Raw genomic sequence first — 18144 nt, forward strand, 5'->3', positions numbered from 1 at the left:
CAATCAGCGGGGGTGGTCAGATGACCCGGTGTCTGGTGACCGGCGCGACCGGCTACGTCGGCGGGAGGCTCGTGCCCGTGCTCCTGGACGCCGGTCACGACGTGCGCTGCATGGTCCGCTCGGCGGACCGCCTGCGCGGCCAGGTGTGGCGCGACCGGGTGGAGGTCGCCGAGGCGGACGCCACCCGGGCACGGGAGACCCGCGCGGCGCTCGAAGGCGTGGAGATCGCCTACTACCTGATCCACACCATGGCCGCGGGCCGTGACTTCGCGGAGCGCGACCGGCGGGCCGCCACGACGTTCGCCGAGGCGGCCAGGGAGGCCGGGGTCCGCCGCATCGTCTACCTAGGCGGCCTGACCCCCGCCGAGCGGCCCTCGCCCCACATGAGGTCGCGCGCGGAGGTGGAGGCGATCCTCCTCGGCTCCGGGGTGCCGACGGTCGCGTTCAGGGCCTCGGTGATCATCGGATCGGGGTCGGTCTCCTTCGAGATGCTGCGGTATCTCACCGAGCGGCTCCCGGTCATGACGACGCCGCGCTGGGTGCGCACCCGCACCCAGCCCATCGCGATCAGGGACGTGCTCCGCTACCTGGTGAGGGCGGTGGACCTCCCCGAGGGGACGAACCGCCGGTTCGACATCGGCGGCCCCGGCGTCCTGACCTACGCCGAGATGATGCAGGGGTACGCCGCCGTGGCCGGGCTGCCTCCCCGGCTCATCATCCCTGTACCGCTGCTCACGCCCAGCCTGTCCAGCCACTGGGTCGGCCTGGTCACGCCCGTCCCCGCCGGGGTGGCGCGGCCGCTGGTGGAGTCGCTGCGCAACGAGGCCGTCTGCCGGGAGCACGACATCGCCGGGTACATCCCGGACCCGCCGCAGGGGCTGATCGGGTTTTGCGAGGCGGTGCGGCTGGCCCTGCATCGCATCAAGGAGGCCGACGTGGCCACGCGCTGGTCGTCGGCCTCGACGCCCGGCGCGCCGAGCGACCCGCTGCCCACCGACCCCGACTGGGCGGGCGGCAGCCTGTACGTCGACGAGCGCACCGAGGTGGTCGACGCGCCGCCCGAGGCGCTCTGGCGGGTGATCGAGGGCATCGGGGGCGAGACCGGGTGGTACTCCCTGCCGCTCGCCTGGCGGGTACGGGGCCTGTTCGACCGTGCCGTCGGCGGGGTCGGGCTCCGCAGGGGCAGGCGCGACCCCTGCCGGCTCCGGGTCGGCGACGCGCTGGACTTCTGGCGGGTGGAGGAGGTCGAGCCCGGCCACCTGCTCCGGCTGCGGGCCGAGATGCGGCTGCCCGGGCTCGCCTGGCTGGAGCTGACCTGCCGGCGGCAGGACGGCCGGACTGTGTACGGCCAGCGGGCGATCTTCCATCCGCGGGGCCTGTTCGGCCACCTGTACTGGTGGGGCGTGTACCCCTTCCACGGGTTCATCTTCGGCGGCATGCCCGGCAACGTCGCCAGGGCCGCGGTGGCCTGGGCCGCGCGGCCTCCCGAGGTGAAAGTTTCACCTCGGGACCTCGGGTAATCCCTGGTCAGGGGGTGGGGGAGAGCCGGTCCTCCGCGCTGGCGCTGTTCCGTGGGCGTGAGCCCGTCCTAGGGTCGCCAATAAATGGGAGCGCTCCCACTGCCTCGTCCCCCCGGAGTCAAGATGAAACGCCGAGCACTGCGAGCCCTGACGGCCGTCCTCGCCGCCGCGGGCTCGATCCTCATGACGGTGGTGGTGACCGGCCCGGCCAGGGCGGACACCGTGATCTGCGAGAAGTACGGCGCGACCACGATCGCGGGCGGCAAGTACGCGGTGATCAACAACAACTGGGGCGACGACACCCAGCAGTGCATCAACGTCACCTCCACCGGGTTCACCGTCACCCAGGCGAGCCACAACAAGCCGCAGAACGGTGCCCCGGGCTCCTACCCCGCGGTCTACGCCGGCTGCCACTACGCCAACTGCACCGCCGGGAGCGGGCTGCCGCTGCGCGTGTCGGACAGCAGGTTCGCCGGCATCCAGACCAGCGTCAGCATGACCTACCCGTCGACGGCGGGAGTGTACGACGCGTCGTACGACATCTGGTTCGACCCGACGGCGCGCACCGACGGGCAGAACACCGGGGCCGAGCTGATGGTCTGGCTCAACCACACCGGGTCGGTCCAGCCGGTCGGCTCCAAGGTCGCCACGGTGAACCTCGCGGGCGGCACGTGGGACGTGTGGTTCGGCAACAGCGGCTGGAACGTCGTCTCGTACGTGCGCACCTCGCCGGCCAGCTCGATCAGCTTCCCCGTCAGCGCGTTCTACAACGACATGCTGAGCCGGGGGTACGCCCAGAGCTCCTGGTACATCACCAGCGTGCAGGCCGGGTTCGAGCCGTGGGTCGGCGGCACGGGCCTCGCGGTGAACAGCTTCTCCTACAGCATCGGCACCGGTGGCGGCGGGGACACGACCGCGCCGAGCGCGCCCTCCAACCTGACCGCCTCCAACGTGACCTCCAGCGGCGTGAGCCTGTCATGGAGCCCGTCCACCGACAACGTCGGCGTCACCGGGTACGACATCTACCGGGGCAGCACCGTGGTCGGCACGGCGAGCGGCACGTCCTACAACGCCACCGGGCTCTCGGCCTCGACGTCGTACTCCTTCTCGGTGCGGGCCCGCGACGCGGCGGGCAACACCTCGCCGGCCTCCAACACCGTCACGGTGACCACCACCTCGGGCGGCGGCGGGGGCGGCGGGGCGTGCAAGGTCGCCTACGTCAAGAACGAGTGGCCGGGCGGCTTCACGGCCAACGTGACCGTCACCAACACCGGCACGAGCGCGGTGAACGGCTGGACCCTCGCCTTCTCCTTCCCCGGCGACCAGAAGGTGACCAGCGCCTGGAACGCCACCGTGACGCAGAGCGGCGCCGCCGTGACCGCCAAGAACGTGGCGCACAACGGGTCGATCCCGGCCGGGGGCAACACCTCGTTCGGCTTCCAGGGCACCTGGGGCTCCAGCGATGCCTCGCCCACCGCGTACACCTTGAACGGATCCGCCTGCACGCTCGGCTGATCCCCGTCGCCTCGCGGGGCCGGGTACGGCATTGCCGTACCCGGCCCTTCTTGTATTCCTTCTGATTAAGGACACGGACTGTCACCGCTTTCCGGTATCCATCCCTTTCCTGCTTACCTGCTGTATCGGTTCGCGCGGCAGGTAAACCGATTAGCGGATTCGGGCGTCTGACGCGCTTGCGCTGGTGAAAGCAGTGGAAATTAACGAGTCTTGGGCAAAGTGGTGCGGATGGTGGTCTTTTACCTATAACCTCGGCAATCCAGCGGGGAACCGGAATCCGAGGGAAAAGCGTGGCTCTGTCGTGGGTGGACCTGCCGATAGGTCGCGTGGTGCGACTCTCAGGGATGAATGCCGACGCCACCGCATTGTCGATCGAACCGCCCCCTGACGGCGCGCCCGCGATTCTCACGTACTTCCCGGACGCGGCGAGTTCCGTGGCCGAAATGGTGGCCACGGTCCTGCGTGAACTCGAAAAGGCCGCCGTCGAGTTGTTCCCGGCCTGGCTGCCCGGCGCGGAGGGCATCGACGGGCCGGGCGGCGCGGGGGTGCGTGCCGCGCGTGCGCTCGCCATGCGGCTGGCCGCGACCAGCCACCACTTCGGTCCCTTCCTCGCCGACCTGGCCGAGCTGTCACTGGCGGGCCCGCCACGCCGGCCCGCCCGGTTCGGCGCCGAGGTACGGGCCGCCGGTCTCGCGCGGGTGCTCGCGTCCAGCTTCGGCCGGCGCGACGCCTCGATCCTCCTGCAGGTGCCCGAGGGGCTCTCTCCCTTCGAGGAAGAGGTGCTGGTCGCCGGATGCGAGTGGCTGGCCGAACGAGGCGGGTTCGGCATCTGGCTGGCGGGGCCCGCCCTCGCCGCCGTGGACCGGGTCGAGACGGTGACGCCGCACCTGCCCGCCAAGGCGGACGTCCTCGGCCGGGAGGCGCCGCCGCTGCCCGATGGCGGCCGTCCGCTGAGGTACCCGGCCGTCGCCGGAATGCCGCATCCGGGCAGCAAGGCCGAGCGGGCCCTTGAGACGGCGCTCGCGCAGTGCTCGTGGGCGCGCGGACGGGCGTGGAACCAGACCTACCAGTCGCACGCCCTCGCCAACCCCATCCGGGTCGACCTGCTGTGGCAGGAGGAGCGGTGCGTGGTCGAGATCGACGGCCACGAGCATCGGGCCTCGCTCAAGTTCGAGAAGGACCGGCACCGCGACGTGCAACTCCAGCTCGACGGCTACGCCGTCCTGCGCTTCACGAACAACCAGGTCTTAACCGATACAGAAGCCGTCGTCGGCCAAGTGAGGCGCTTCCTCCACGGCCGCCGCATTGGAACGTTGGAAGGAACACGCCTTGCCTGACAACAAACTGAAGTTGTCCCAGGTCGCCGCACTTCTAGTGCTGATGGCAGAGGCCAAAGAGGTCTCCAATACCGAACTCGGGGAGGCACATGGCGGCTATACGCTGACCGGCGAGGATCGCAGGAAACTGAACCAACTGAAACTGGTCGAGAGCTGGAAGCAGGGGCGCACCTACGTTCACGTTCTTACCGAAGATGGTTGGACGCGTGTGATCGAGGAACTTGGGCGCGGCATCGAGAGGCCCAAGAGCCTGCCGGGCGCTGCATTGCATGCCGCGCTGTCCGCGATGCTGGGAGGTGTCCAGCGTTACATGGACCGGACCGGCAACAAGCTCGGTGAGATCTTCACGGCACCCGGTTACTCGACTCAGGCCGAGTCGTTGGCGCCTGCTGGGCCAAAGCCCTCCTCGCAGACCTCTGAGCGGCCCGGAGCCTCGCCCGCCCTCCCGGCCGTCGATCCTGACCTTGAAAAGCGAATTCGAGCCATCTACGCCGAACTAGCCGGCGAGCCCGGCAAGTATGTCGGTCTCGCCGAACTCCGGGCGCTTCTGCCGGACGTGTCGAGACGGGCGGTCGACAACGCACTCAGGTCGATGAACCGCCTGCCGGATGTGAACATCGTCCCCGAGTCCAATCAAAAGAAGCTTTCCATGGAGGACCGCGAGGCGGCGGTGACCCTCGGCGACCAGGAAAAGCACCTCCTGTGGATCGGAGCATGATGACCGGCGAAGAGCGACGTGCGCTGGAGGCGCTCAGATTCAACTACGTAGAGGGCCCCGGTGATGTGTGGCGTCCCTCGCAGTTCCACGTCGACGGCCTGCACCGCCGGACGACACAGGCGATCCTCGATGGGCTGGCGGAAGCGAACTACAGCGTCGAGGCGAGCCCCATCGGCGTGATCCTCCAGGGGCAACGGGGGACCGGGAAGACGCACCTGCTCGGATGGGTACGCCAGAAGGTGCAGGAAGACGGAGGTTACTTCTTCCTGGTGGGTCTGTTCGATGCCCGGGACTTCTGGGAAAGCGTCATAGTGTCGGTTCTGGACAGCCTGGCGCGGGAAATCGACGGTGAGAGCCAGCTCAGGATGTTCCTGAGACGCCTGTCCTCACTCGTCGGCGTGCAGCCGATGGCTCGTCAGCAGCTCATCGGGAAGGCGCCGCTGTCGAAACCGGCTCTGGACGCCCTCGTGGAAGGGCTGCGTCGCTTCGACGCGCGTGTGGGCGGTGATGCCCAGGACACCCTTCGAGCGCTGGTCCTGCGTGCTTCCGACGATCTGCGGGCGCAGGACATCGGAAGTACCTTCATGTCGTCGCAGCCCGAGGAGGAACCGGGCGAGCGCGCCCAGTGGGGGATGCGAAGGGGCCACAAATCGCCGCAGGAGATCGTCCGAGACATCTCGCGGCTTCTTGCGTTCACCGGACCGTCCGTCATAGCGGTGGACCAGATCGATCCGCTCATCGCGCAGGCGTCCATCACGAGCAAGCAGAATGTCGAGCAGGACTGGCGGCAGATGCTCGTGATCGAACAGATCGCGGGCGGCCTCATGTCGCTGCGAGAGCATACCCACCGCACGCTTACCGTGGTCTCGTGCCTCCCGCTGTCATGGGTGCTCATCGAGAAGGCCGCCACTGACACCGTACGCGACCGGTTCCGGCAGGCGGTCCCGCTCATGACGATCCCCGATTCCAAGATCGGTCTGAACCTCGTGGAGAAGCGGTTCGCGGCGCGGTTCCGTAAGGTCGGGTTCCGCCCGCCCTATCCGACGTGGCCGGTGAAGGCGTCCGCGTTCGAGCATGCCCCCGACTTCACTCCCAGGCAGCTCTTGATCAAGATCGATGGCCATGTCCAGGCGTGCCTCGCCGCCGACCAGGTCAAAGAACTGGAGAATCTGGCCGATCCGATCGAGGTGATGCCTGTTGTCGACGTACCCGGCAGGGTGCCCACACCGGTTCTGGCAGGTATCGACACCAGGTTCGCGGAGTTGAGGGAGTTAGGGAATGCGGCAGCGGCCCTCGACTTCCCGACCGAGGATGCCGTGATGCCGGGACTTCTCTCCGCAGGGCTCGTCGCCTGGATTGCCGAACAGGGCGAACCCGGACAAGTGTTCAGCCAGGATGCTCCTCCCAGCGCCAAGCCGCCGCTGCATGCGCGCCTTCGCCGTACGCTGAACGAAACCACCCAAGACGAAGTGCACTGGTGCTTTCGTTCGATCGCCGTGGACAACCCGCGTGCCGCGCTTAATCGTCTGCGTGCCGCCTGCGTGGCGGCCGGACTGGACGCCGAGGTGTCCAAACGACGGCTGTTCGTACTGCGAAACAGGGAATGGTCGGGTGGTAGTCGTACTCAGGAGGCGATTGCCGAGTTCGAGAAGGCCGGTGGCAGGACCCTCTGTGTAGAGGAAGAGGATCTCAAGACGCTCGCCGCGCTGCGGGATCTGCTGACCGAGAACCCACCGAATCTCCAAGCCTGGCTGGCGGAGCGGAAACCCGCCAGCGGCATCAAGCTGTTCAAAGAGGCGCTGGGCGACGTGTGGAGCGCTCCCCTGGAATACGTCAGAGGCGTAGCGGATCACTCACGACCCATGACGACGACGCCGGACGAGGAGCGGACACGCTCGACGGTTGCCGGAAATGGGACCGTCGGTTCGAGGACCACCGACGAGCTGCCGAGCAACGTTTGGAGCGTTCCTGTCCGAGGCAATGGCGACGCGGTGGTTCCGGCGCCGCCACCTCTGGCCAAGAAGGCTGTCGAGGGACAGGCGCCCTCCATCCCCATAGGCATGACGATCGCGGGCGACAGGCCTGTAAGCGTCGAGTTGGAGGCGCTTCGCAAGCACACCGCGATCTTCGCCGGATCGGGGTCGGGCAAGACGGTGTTGATCCGCCATCTGGTCGAGGAGTGCGCGCTCCAAGGCGTCTCGGCCATCGTGCTGGATCCCAACAACGACCTGGCGCGTCTGGGGGATCCGTGGCCTGAGGAGCCATGGCAATGGGCCGCGGGTGACGCGGCCAGGGCCGAGGAGTATCTGGCGAACACCGACGTTGTGGTCTGGACCCCACGGCGTGACGGGGGGCGTCCGCTCAGCTTCCAGCCGTTACCCGACTTCAGCAGCGTCGTGGGCGATGCTGACGAGTTCGCGGAGGCGGTGGAGAGTGCCGTCGCGTCCATCGCCCCACGGGTCAAGCTGGTGGGCAACGCTCCCAAGGCTCACCAAGGTCTCGCCGTGCTCCGGGAAGCGGTGACGTACTACGGGCGCCAGGGCGCGACCAGTCTCCGGGGCCTCATCGCGTTGATGTCGTCCCTGCCAGAAGGGATCAGCGAGCTGCGGAACGCTGAGAAGCTGGCGGCCGAGATCGCGGAGAACCTGACCGCGGCCATGGTGAACGACCCGTTGTTCGGTGGTGCCGGAGTCGCCATGGATCCTGGTGTCCTCCTGACGCCGCCCGAGGGTAAGAGGGCGCGTGTCTCGGTCATCAGTCTCGTCGGCCTGCAGTCCGACGATCAGCGGCAGAGCTTCGTCAACCAGTTGCAGATGGCGCTGTTCGCCTGGATCAAGAAGCACCCGGCCGGAGAACGGCCTTTGGGCGGGTTGTTCGTGATGGACGAGGCGCAGACGTTCGCTCCGTCAGGAGCGATGACCGCGTGCACGCAGAGCACGCTGGCGCTGACGTCCCAAGCCCGCAAGTACGGGCTCGGCCTCGTCTTCGCGACTCAGGCACCGAAGGGGTTGCACAACCGGATCCCAGGGAACGCCGCCACCCAGTTCTTCGGATTGCTGAACAGTTCCATCCAGATGACCGCTGCGAGGGAGCTGGCTCGCGCCAAGGGAAGCGACGTCGATGACATCGCGCGGCTTACCTCGGGCCAGTTCTATACCGCCGTCGAAGGAGCGGGCTTCGAGAAGCTGCGGACTCCTCTATGCCTGAGTCACCATCCCAAGAGTCCGCTCACCACCGAAGAGGTCATCGGCAGGGCCAGAAGGTCTATGGGTACCAGTCCCGGGTAACGGCAGTCCTGGCCTGATTGCGGGCAGAGCCGGGACAACGCGCCGATCTGGAACCAGGGCAGAGCGGAGTAACGGGCAGAGCTGGGGAAACGGCCCCTGGGTCAAGCGGGTCAAGAGGGGTTGAGGTGGTGGGGTGCGAAGGGGGCCGGGGTTCCGGCCCCCTTCGCACCGGCCCGGTCGAGACCACGCCCGCTCATCCGGTGCGCGGTACGAGCCGGCGTACGGTCCTGTGCGGTACGAGCCGGCGTACGGGTCGGCGGTTCTCACGTCTGCTCGATCGCTTCATTGCGTAGACGGATATGTCGCTCCTGCGGGAGACTGGCGGGGTTGATCATCGGTTGGGTGGGGGCGCGGGCAGGTGGCGTGATGACGCGTTCCCGCTCCTGACGTACGACGGGGGCACCCCCATGAGCCCGAGCCTCATGACCGGGACGGACCCGGGGCCGTTTCAGCTCCGGCGGAACACCCGCGACCTCCCGCAGGCGGTCGAGAGGCTGGCCAAGGCGCTGCCCGTCCGCGATCTGAAGACCGTGCTGGCCCAGGCCAACCGCACCGCGATCCACAAGGGCACGACGACGGCCTTCGGTTCGATGTCGCCTAAACCGGCCGACTGGTACTGCTTCGAGCCCGGCGACAACGACACCACCGACTGGTACCCGCAGGGGGTGGCCTCCAGCTCCGAGGCCGGGCGCACGGACGTCCAGGCGTTCGCCGTCACCTGGTACTGGAAACCGGACGGCGCGGCGACCGAGCGGGGAGTCCGGGTCTCGTTCCTCAGCACGACGACCAGGAAGTACCGGCACGTGCTGCTCGTCGAGCCCAAGGGCACCTCGTACGGCGCGATCAACATCCACGCGGGCGGCATCGCGTGGTACGGGAACCTGGTCTACGTCGTCGACACCTCGCGGGGGGTGCGGGTGTTCGACACCCGGCACATCTATGAGGTGAGCGGCGACGACGACAAGATCGGCCTGAAGAACGGGAAGTACCACGCGTTCGGTTACCGGTACGTGATGCCGCAGGTGGACGCCTGGAGCGCCGCCGGGGACGCCCGGTACTCCTTCGCCGCCGTCGACAGGAGCCTCACCCCGCACATGCTGGTCTCGGGGGAGTACGTCGACCCGGCCGGCGAGCCGGGCAGGACCGGGCGCGTGGCGCGCTGGGCGCTCGCCTCGGACGGCACGCTCGTCGCCGGGGCCGACGGCCTGGCGAACGCGGCCGACGCCTTCACCCTTCCGGCGGCCAAGATCCAGGGCGCGCTGTCGTACAAGGGCCGGTGGTACCTCAGCCAGGCGGCGTCCTCGACCAAGAACGGGTCGCTCCTGGTGGTCCCCTCGGGGCAGCCGGCCGAGGTCAAGAGGTTCCCGGTCGGCCCGGAAGACCTCACCTGCTGGAACGAGAAGAACCAGCTGTGGAGCGTGACCGAGTTCAAGGGCCGCCGGGTCGTGTTCGCCGTCCCGGTCTGAGACGCGGGCCTCGTGCGCCCCGGAACCTTGACGGATCTTGCCGGTGGGGTCAAAATCCAGCACATAGTTAGGGAGGCTCCTTAACTAAACGCCCCCCGGAGATACCGATGGTCAGATTCGACAGGCGTACCTGGGTGAGAACGCGGCTGGTCGGCGCGCTCGTGCTGGCGATGACCGCCGGGGGAGGGATCCACGCGCTGGCGGGGTCCGCTTCCACGGGCGGCGTCGCGGCCGCGGCCGTCGCCCCCTCGGCCCTGGACGGGTACAAGATCCAGTCATCGTCCAAGGTCACCGACCCGGCCGCCACGATCTCCACTCCCGGCTACGCGGCCTCCGGATGGTATCCGGTGGGGCCGCGTTCCACGGTCCTGGCCGGCCTGCTGAAGAACGGGAAGTACCCGGACCCGTTCTACTCCACCAACATGAAGAACATCCCGGCCGCCGACTTCACGGTCCCCTGGTGGTACCGGTCAGACTTCACCCTTGGCGCCGAGACGGGGCTGAAGACCTTCCTGGACGTCACCGGCGTCATCTCCAGCGCCGACGTGTGGGTGAACGGCACGCAGGTCGCCACCAGCGCCCAGGTGGCCGGCGCCTACACCCGTCACGAACTGGACGTCACCTCGCTCGTGCACCCCGGCGTCAACTCGGTCGCCTTCAAGGTGGACCCGAACGACCCGAACAAGCACCTGACCACGGGCTGGATCGACTGGGTCCAGACCCCTCCGGACAGGAACATGGGCATATTCCGCGACGTCCTCGTCCGGCGCAGCGCCGCCGTCGCCCTGCGGAACGCCCATGTGGTGACCGCACTGACCCCGGCGCTCGACCGCGCCGACCTGACCATCAAGGTCGACGCCAGGAACGACTCGGGCGCGGCCGTGCACGCCACCGTGGCCGGCACCGTCGGCTCGGCCGCCCTGACGCAGGACGTCGACCTCGCGGCGGGCCAGACCAAGACCCTGACGTTCACCCAGTCCATCGCCGGTCCCCAGGTGTGGTGGCCGTACGGCATGGGCGGGCAGCCGCTCTACGACCTCGACCTGACCGCGACGGCCGGTGGCTCCGCGAGCGACACCGCGCACACCCGCTTCGGGATCCGCACCGTGACCTCCTCGCTGGACGGCAGCGGGCACCGCCTGTACAAGGTCAACGGCCGGCCGCTGCTCATCCGGGGCGGCGGCTGGTCGCCCGACCTGTTCCTGCGCTGGGACCCGGCCTACGCGCAGGACAAGCTCCGCTACGTCCGCGACCTCGGCCTGAACACCATCCGGCTCGAAGGCCACCTGGAGACCGACCAGCTCTTCGACCTGACCGACCAGATGGGCATCCTCGTCATGGCCGGCTGGGAGTGCTGCGACAAGTGGGAGGGCCAGACCAACGGCGGCGAGCCCGGTGACACCTGGACCGCCGCGGACCACACGATCGCCAAGGACTCGATGACCGCGGAGGCCGTGCGGCTGCGCGACCATCCGAGCGTCTTCACCTTCCTCATCGGCAGTGACTTCGCGCCGAACGCGCAGCAGGAGACCGGCTACCTGGCCGCGCTGAACGCCGCCGACTGGAACACCCCGATCGTCGCCGCGGCCTCCGACAAGTCCTCGCCCACGCTCGGCTCGTCCGGCATGAAGATGACCGGGCCGTACGACTGGGTGCCGCCGGGCTACTGGTTCAACAAGCGGGAGGGCGGCGCGTTCGGCTTCAACTCGGAGACCAGCGCGGGCCCCGACGTCCCCACCGCCGACTCGCTGAAGCGCATGATGTCGTCCAGCGAGCTGAACACGCTGTGGCAGAGCGCGACCGCCGCGCAGTACCACCGCTCGCCGTCCAGCACCTTCGGCACCCTCAAGCTCTTCGACGACGCGATCAACGGCAGGTACGGCACCTCCACGAGCCTGGACGACTACGTCCGCAAGGCCCAGCTCCAGCAGTACGAGAACATCAGGGCGCAATACGAGGCCTACCGGCGCAACTTCACCGACTCGTCCAACCCCTCGACCGGGGTCGTCTACTGGATGCTGAATAGCGGCTGGAGCTCGCTGCACTGGCAGCTCTTCGACACCTACCTCGACCAGGGCGGCTCGTACTACGGCGCCCGCGAGGCCAACAAGCCGCTGCACGTGCAGTACTCCTACGACAACAGGACCGTCGTGGTGGTGAACCAGAACCACGCGGCGGCCTCGGGGCTGACGGTCAGGACCGACGTCTTCAACCTCGACGGCACCGGCAAGTACACCGACACGGCGACCGTCACGGCCCCCGGCGACGGCGGCAAGGTCACGGCGGTCACCATCCCGTCGATCACCGGCCTGTCGACGAGCTATCTGGTGCGGCTGACGCTGAGCGACGGCGGCGGCGAGATCGACCGGAACGTCTACTGGCTCTCCACCAAGGCCGACGTGATCGACTGGGCGAACAACGACTGGTACTACGTGCCGACCACGAGCTATGCCGACCTGACCGGGCTGGCGGGCATGGCCCGGTCGCCGCTGAGCGCCTCGGCCTCCTCCTCGGCCTCCGGCGCCACCACGACGACCACGGTGACGCTCAGGAACACCGGCACCGGCAAGATCCCGGCCTTCTACCTCGACGCCCATGTGGTGGACCAGGCGGGCAAACCTGTGCTGCCCGTCCAGTGGACCGACAACGCGGTCAGCCTCTGGCCCGGGGAGACGAGGACCCTGACGGCCACCTACCGGACCTCCGACCTGAACGGCTCCGCGCCGAGCGTGCGGGTCTCTGGCTGGAACGTCGCCACCCAGACCGTCCCGGCGGGCGGGTCCGGAGGCGCCGACACGACCCCGCCGTCGGTGCCGGGCAACCCGCACTCGACGGGGGTGACGTCCTCCAGCGTGTCGCTGGCGTGGGACGCCTCGACCGACAACGTGGCGGTGACCGGGTACGACGTGTACAACGGAGCCTCGGTCGCGGCGTCCGCGGGCGGCACGTCCGTGACGGTGACCGGGCTGTCGCCGGCCACGTCGTACACGTTCACGGTGAAGGCCAGGGACGCGGCGGGCAACGCCTCGGCCGCCTCCGCCGCCGTCACGGCGACCACCTCGGGGACCACCACGGAGACGCTGCTCTCGCAGGGCAGGCCGGCCACGGCCTCCTCCACCGAGAGCTCGTCCTACGGCGCCGCCAAGGCCTTCGACGGCGACACCACCTCGACCCGGTGGGCGTCGGCGGAGGGCCATGACCCCGAGTGGCTGCGTGTCGACCTCGGCGCCACCCGCTCGATCACGCGCGTCAAGCTGTACTGGGAGGCGGCGTACGGCAGGTCGTACCAGGTCCAGGTGTCCGGTGACGGCACCACCTGGACGAACCTGTACACCACGACCACCGGCGACGGCGGCGCCGACGACCTCACGGGGCTGTCGGGATCGGGCCGGTACGTGCGGGTGAACGGCACGGCGCGCGGCACGTCCTACGGGTACTCGTTGTACGAGATGCAGGTCTACGGCACCTAGAGAAGACCACCTCTCGCGGAGGCCGCACGCCCGGGGCGTGCGGCCTCTCCGGCTTGAAGCCCTTGCACGTCCCTTGCAACCTGAAGCGTCAAGCGGCCTTCAATGAACGTGCAGGTGGAGGCCGATATCACTGAGTGTGCAAGACCCCCGGGGCCGAGCGAACAGGACCGGGAAACACACTCACACTCAGGAGAAGAAGATGAAGCGCACCCTGCTCGGTCTCGCCGTCGCCGCCGTGGCCGGCCTGTCCGTGATCACCCTGCCGTCGGCGTCCGCCTCCGCGGCGACCGGCGACTTCGGGCCCGACACCTGCCGGGAAGGCTACGTCTGGCGCGAGGCCCGGCCCGCGGACCACGTCTGCGTCAGCTCCGCCACCCGCACCCAGACGCGTTCCGACAACTCCGCCGCCGCCGGCCGCTGGACCTCCGGCGCCTTCGGCGCGCACACCTGCGTCACCGGGTACGTGTGGCGCGAGGCCTTCACCGGCGACGACGTCTGCGTGGCCCCCTCGGTGCGCTCGCAGGCCGCCGCCGACAACGCCCAGGCCGCGAACCGCAAGGTCTCCGCCCGCCTGTGGATCAACCGGTACACCGTCCCGCCGACCGACAACGGGGACGGCACCTCGACCTCGACCTCGGTGGACGACATCCCCCGGATCAAGATCAGCGGCGACCACTACAACTTCGGCCAGGTCAAGCTGTACCTCCGCTACAACACCGGCCGGCTGTTCTGGAGCGGGACCGTGAACGCCTCCGCGCACAGCGGCTTCGCTGGCGGCAGCTTCGGCAAGAAGACCGGCGTGTTCGACTGCTCCGCCGCGGGCAAGCCCGCCAACGGCTACGCCCAGGCCTACGACGTGCTCTCGGGCCGCTGGTCGGCGCGGGTCCCCGTCCGGATCGGCTGCGCGGTGCTGTGAGCCTCCCTCGCCCGGCGGTCGGGCCGGCCCCACCTCGGGGCCGGCCCGCTCGCGTGCGGCCCTTTCCCGGCCTGGTGGGGCTCTACCCCCACGCGACACCCCCACGCGGCACCCCCAGGCGACCCTGAGTGCCGACCCTGACTCGTCCCTGAACTCGATCTCGCCGTATGTCGCCGGGCCTCGCGGGCGCCTAGCGTGAAGCCATGGGACGCATTCTTCTCCTCGTCGTAGCCGTCATCGTCGGTTTCTTCCTCCTCGGCACGCTGCTGAGCCTGGTGGCCGGCATCGTCAAGTGGGCACTGATCATCGGGGTGGTCATCCTCGCCGTCACGGCCCTTTCCAAGATCCTCCGCTCCCGGGACGCCGGCTGAGGGCGGCCGCTCCGGCGCGGCGACGCCCCGCGTGAACGGACGTCCGCGCTGGTAGGCGCCACAGCCGATGGGGTAGGTGTCCGGTGACCGACCGCCTCAGAGGTAACGGAGGAACCATGCGGTTTCCCGTACGTCCCCATCAGCTCCCCCTGCGGATCACCACAGGCGCGTACATCCTGAACTCCGGGTTCACGAAGTACGACGCGGACGAGCAGACGGCTGCGGGGGTGCACGGCATGGCCGCCGGCGCCTACCCGTTCCTCAGGCGCCTGGACCCTGAGAAGTTCACGCGGGCTCTGTCGGTGGCCGAGATGACCCTCGGGGCGGCGCTGCTCGCGCCGGTGGTGCCCTCGGCCGTCGCGGGCGCCGCGCTCACCGGCTTCGCCGCCGGTCTGGTCGGGCTCTACCTGAGGACGCCCGGCATGAGGCGGCCGGGGAGCATCCGCCCGACCCAGGAGGGTGTGGCCCTCGCCAAGGACGTGTGGCTGGTCGGCATCGGCCTCAGCCTCCTCATCGAGGAGTGCTGCTCCGGCGCGGCCCCCTCGCGGCGGAGGCGGCCCCGGGCGCGCCGCCGCCGGTGCCGCTGAGAGCGGACGTCACGACGGCTTCCTGCTCCGGGGCCGGGACTCCGTGACGAAGTGGTCGATGGCGTCGCGGGTGGCGCGCAGGGCACCGTTGGACACCTCGGACGTGCGCTGCGCCACGCCGACGAAGACGTAGTCGACGATCAGGAGCTGGCTGATCCTGCTGGCCAGCGCGCCCGGCCGGAACGCGGTCTCCCGTCCGGCGGAGATCAGCACGTGGGCGGACACCTCGGCGAGCGCCGACCTGGGGTTGTTGGTGATCGCCACGGTGGTCGCCCCCGCCCGCTGCGCGCGGCGCATGGGCTCGAGGACGTCGGGGGTCTCGCCCGTGCAGCTCACGCCCACCGCGACGTCACCGGGCCTCAGCAGCACGGCGCTCGTCAGGGCCAGGTGCGCGTCGGTGAACGCGTGGGCGGACAGCCCGATGCGCAGGAGCTTCTGCGACATGTCGGCCGCCACCAGCCCGGAGGCGGCGACGCCGTAGACGTCGACGCGGCGGGCCCCGGTGATGGCGTCCACCACCTCGCCGAGCCGCTCGGGGGACAGCTGCGCGGCGGTGTCCTCAAGGGCCTCTGCCTCGGCCCGCGTGACCTTGGCGATCACGTCGGAGAGCGGGTCGTCGGGGGCGAGGTCGCCGGGGACGAGCCGGTCGGGCCCCTGGCGGGTGGCGGCGGCGGCCGCGAGCGCGAGGCGCAGCTGGGCGTACCCGGAGAAGCCGAGCACCCGCGCGGTGCGCACGATGGTCGCCTCGCTGGTCGCGGAGGCGGCGCTGAGCTCGGTGATGGTGCTGCGGGCGACGGTCGCCGGGTCGTCGAGGATGAGCCGGGCGATGATCTGCGCGGACGGGGTGAGCGAGGGAAGCACGGCCCGCACCCGGGCCACCAGGTTCTCGGGGGTCGAGCGTTGCGGGTCGATCATGGGGTTCCTTTGCTGTTACCCGACAGATTACCGGGAAGCTGCAGAAGGTCTCGTTGCTTCAGGGCGGGGATGGATGCGGTCCCCTTCTTTTAGGGGATGGTCCGCCGTCAGGCGGGACAACCGGAGCGCGTGGCGGGGATCTGTGATGTCAGGTGGGGCGGCGCTGGTGTTCGATGTACTGCTTGATGATCGTGAGGGGCGCGCCGCCGCAGGAGGCGGCGAAGTAGGAGGGTGACCAGAAGTGTCCGTGCGTGATGGCACGGTTGACCCGGCCGGTGAACTCTTTGCGCAGGTCGTGCGAGGACACGCCCTTCAGTGAGTTGACCAGCTTGGAGATCGCGACTTTGGGTGGGTAGCGGACGAGCAGGTGGACGTGGTCGTGTTCGCCGTTGAACTCGCGCAGTTCGGTCTCGAAGCTGTCACAGACCTCGATCATGATTTCTTTGCAGCGGCACAGCATCGCATCGTCGAACACGTTGCGCCGGTACTTGGTGACGAAGACCAGATGTACATGCATCGCGGTAACTACGTTCCGTCCGTGTCGATATTCGGCTTCGAGTGTCATAGACCAGACGTTAATGTGTTCGATTAGTGGGTGGGGTGTCGCTGCTGGTGTGGTTGGGGATGGGTCGAGGTGAAGCTGCGTTACAACTACCGGCTCTACCCTGACGCACCTCAGCGGGAGATGCTGGCCAAGACGTTCGGGTGTGCCCGGGTGGTGTGGAACGACGCTGTGGCGGCGCGGAAGGCAGCCCGAAGGGCAGGGCTGGGGTTCATCGGGGACGCCGAGATCCAGCGTCTGGTCCTCACCGCCGCGAAGAAGACCCCAGAGCGGGCGTGGCTGGGCGAGGTGTCCTCGGTCGTGCTGCAGCAGTCGGTCCGCGATGTGAACACCGCCTACAAGAACTTCTTCGACTCGGTGTCGGGTAGGCGTAAGGGCCCGAAGATGGGGTTGCCGGTTTTCAAGTCCCGCCACGACCACCGGCAGGCGGCCCGGTTCAACACCAACGCCTTCTCATTGACCGGGCGGGGCCGCCTGTATCTGGCGAAGATCGGGCAGGTGGAGGTCCGCTGGTCACGCGGGCTTCCCGCGGCCCCGTCGTCGGTCACGGTCGTCAAGGACGCCGCCGGGCGGTATTTCGCCTCGTTCGTGGTGGAGGTCGACGATGCCGCTCAGGTGGTGCCTGAGGTCGATGCGGAGACCGGGATCGATCTGGGGCTCACCCATTATGCGGTCCTCAGTAACGGGGAGAAGATCGCGAACCCGAAGTGGTTGCGGCGTAGGGAGAAGAAGCTCGCCCGGCTGCAGCGGGGCCTGTCACGCAAGGAGAAGGGATCGAACAACCGGGACAGAGCGCGGGCGCGGGTCGCCCGCCAGCATGCCAAGGTGGCCGATGCGCGCCGTGATTTCCTGCACCAGACCAGCACCTCGATCATCCGCGAGAACCAAGTGGTGCATGTCGAGACGCTGGCGGTGCGGGGTCTGGCGCGGGGCCGGTTGGCCAAGTCGGTGCATGACGCGAGCTGGGGGGCGTTTGTCACCCTGGTGGAGGGCAAGGCCGCCCGGTACGGCCGCACCCTGACCAGGATCGGCCGCTGGTATCCGTCCTCCCAGCTGTGCCCCTGCTGCGGGTGGAGGGTCGGCAAACTCCCCCTGGATGTGCGTGAGTGGGACTGTCGGTCCTGCGGTGAGCACCACGACCGCGACATCGCCGCGGCGATCAACATTCTGCTTGAGGGGCAGCGCAACACCGGTACGACCGTGGCCGCCGGGCTGGCTGGACACGGCATAAACGACTGTGGAGGGCAGGTAAGACCAGGTGAGGCAACTCCGACCCTGGCCCCGCCCGGAACCTAGGACGCGCAAGCGGCGTAGCAGAAGCAGTAAGAACCCCACGGCGACGTGGGGGAGTCCCCGGCGTTCACGCCGGGGAGGATGTCAATCAATCCTGGTGGTGTGGAGGAAGCCAGAGCCCGTGGATCTCTACCGGGACCCTGGTCGTGGCAGATCCATGGGGCAGCATCGAGATCCTGGTGGGACG

The 18144-nt window shown here is 68.8% G+C and carries 13 protein-coding genes; 11 read left to right on the forward strand and 2 right to left on the reverse strand.

What is annotated here, in order from left to right; genetic code table 11:
* Positions 1 to 20: 20 nt before the first annotated feature.
* The 10 genes from OG589_RS07705 to OG589_RS07750 all read left to right on the forward strand — a co-directional run bounded on the left by OG589_RS07705 (position 21) and on the right by OG589_RS07750 (position 15187).
* Positions 21 to 1520, forward strand: a complete 1500-nt coding sequence (locus OG589_RS07705) for an SDR family oxidoreductase (RefSeq protein WP_405147433.1) — start codon at positions 21 to 23, stop codon at positions 1518 to 1520.
* A 123-nt stretch (positions 1521 to 1643) separates the two neighbouring features.
* Entirely contained in the window at positions 1644 to 3035 is a 1392-nt protein-coding gene (locus tag OG589_RS07710) for a GH12 family glycosyl hydrolase domain-containing protein (protein WP_405147435.1), read from the forward strand.
* 344 nt (positions 3036 to 3379) lie between these two features.
* On the forward strand, positions 3380 to 4372 hold the full coding sequence (locus tag OG589_RS07715) for an endonuclease domain-containing protein (protein WP_405147436.1): 993 nt from the start codon (positions 3380 to 3382) through the stop codon (positions 4370 to 4372).
* Positions 4365 to 5090 (forward strand): hypothetical protein, encoded by a 726-nt coding sequence (locus tag OG589_RS07720; protein WP_405147438.1) that lies wholly within the window; start codon positions 4365 to 4367, stop codon positions 5088 to 5090. Before OG589_RS07715 ends, OG589_RS07720 begins: the two co-directional genes overlap by 8 nt.
* The gene (locus OG589_RS07725; protein WP_405147440.1) at positions 5087 to 8377 is read left to right on the forward strand and encodes an ATP-binding protein; all 3291 of its coding nucleotides are present in this window, start codon (positions 5087 to 5089) and stop codon (positions 8375 to 8377) included. The genes OG589_RS07720 and OG589_RS07725 overlap by 4 nt, the downstream gene beginning before the upstream one ends.
* Before the next feature lie 407 nt (positions 8378 to 8784).
* Positions 8785 to 9843, forward strand: a complete 1059-nt coding sequence (locus OG589_RS07730) for a hypothetical protein (protein WP_405147442.1) — start codon at positions 8785 to 8787, stop codon at positions 9841 to 9843.
* A 107-nt stretch (positions 9844 to 9950) separates the two neighbouring features.
* Complete coding sequence (locus tag OG589_RS07735) at positions 9951 to 13313, forward strand: discoidin domain-containing protein (protein WP_405147444.1); 3363 nt, start codon at positions 9951 to 9953, stop codon at positions 13311 to 13313.
* A 199-nt stretch (positions 13314 to 13512) separates the two neighbouring features.
* Positions 13513 to 14229 carry a hypothetical protein gene (locus OG589_RS07740; RefSeq protein WP_405147446.1) on the forward strand — a complete coding sequence of 239 codons (717 nt, stop codon included), beginning with the start codon at positions 13513 to 13515 and terminating at the stop codon, positions 14227 to 14229.
* Positions 14230 to 14432: 203 nt separating this feature from the next.
* Entirely contained in the window at positions 14433 to 14600 is a 168-nt protein-coding gene (locus OG589_RS07745; protein ID WP_405147447.1) for a hypothetical protein, read from the forward strand.
* Positions 14601 to 14716: 116 nt separating this feature from the next.
* Positions 14717 to 15187 carry a hypothetical protein gene (locus OG589_RS07750; protein WP_405147449.1) on the forward strand — a complete coding sequence of 157 codons (471 nt, stop codon included), beginning with the start codon at positions 14717 to 14719 and terminating at the stop codon, positions 15185 to 15187.
* Between the two features lie 9 nt (positions 15188 to 15196).
* On the opposite strand, the gene OG589_RS07755 is transcribed toward OG589_RS07750, so the two are convergent.
* Positions 15197 to 16102, reverse strand: a complete 906-nt coding sequence (locus tag OG589_RS07755) for a MurR/RpiR family transcriptional regulator (protein WP_405147451.1) — start codon at positions 16100 to 16102, stop codon at positions 15197 to 15199.
* 148 nt (positions 16103 to 16250) lie between these two features.
* Positions 16251 to 16667 (reverse strand): IS200/IS605 family transposase, encoded by a 417-nt coding sequence (gene tnpA / locus OG589_RS07760; RefSeq protein WP_405147452.1) that lies wholly within the window; start codon positions 16665 to 16667, stop codon positions 16251 to 16253.
* A gap of 69 nt (positions 16668 to 16736) precedes the next feature.
* Here tnpA and OG589_RS07765 point away from each other — a divergent pair, with 69 nt between their 5' ends.
* Complete coding sequence (locus OG589_RS07765) at positions 16737 to 17960, forward strand: RNA-guided endonuclease InsQ/TnpB family protein (protein ID WP_405147453.1); 1224 nt, start codon at positions 16737 to 16739, stop codon at positions 17958 to 17960.
* Positions 17961 to 18144 lie beyond the last annotated feature (184 nt).

It is taken from the genome of Sphaerisporangium sp. NBC_01403, assembly GCF_045040145.1.
Lineage (GTDB): Bacteria > Actinomycetota > Actinomycetes > Streptosporangiales > Streptosporangiaceae > Sphaerisporangium > Sphaerisporangium viridialbum.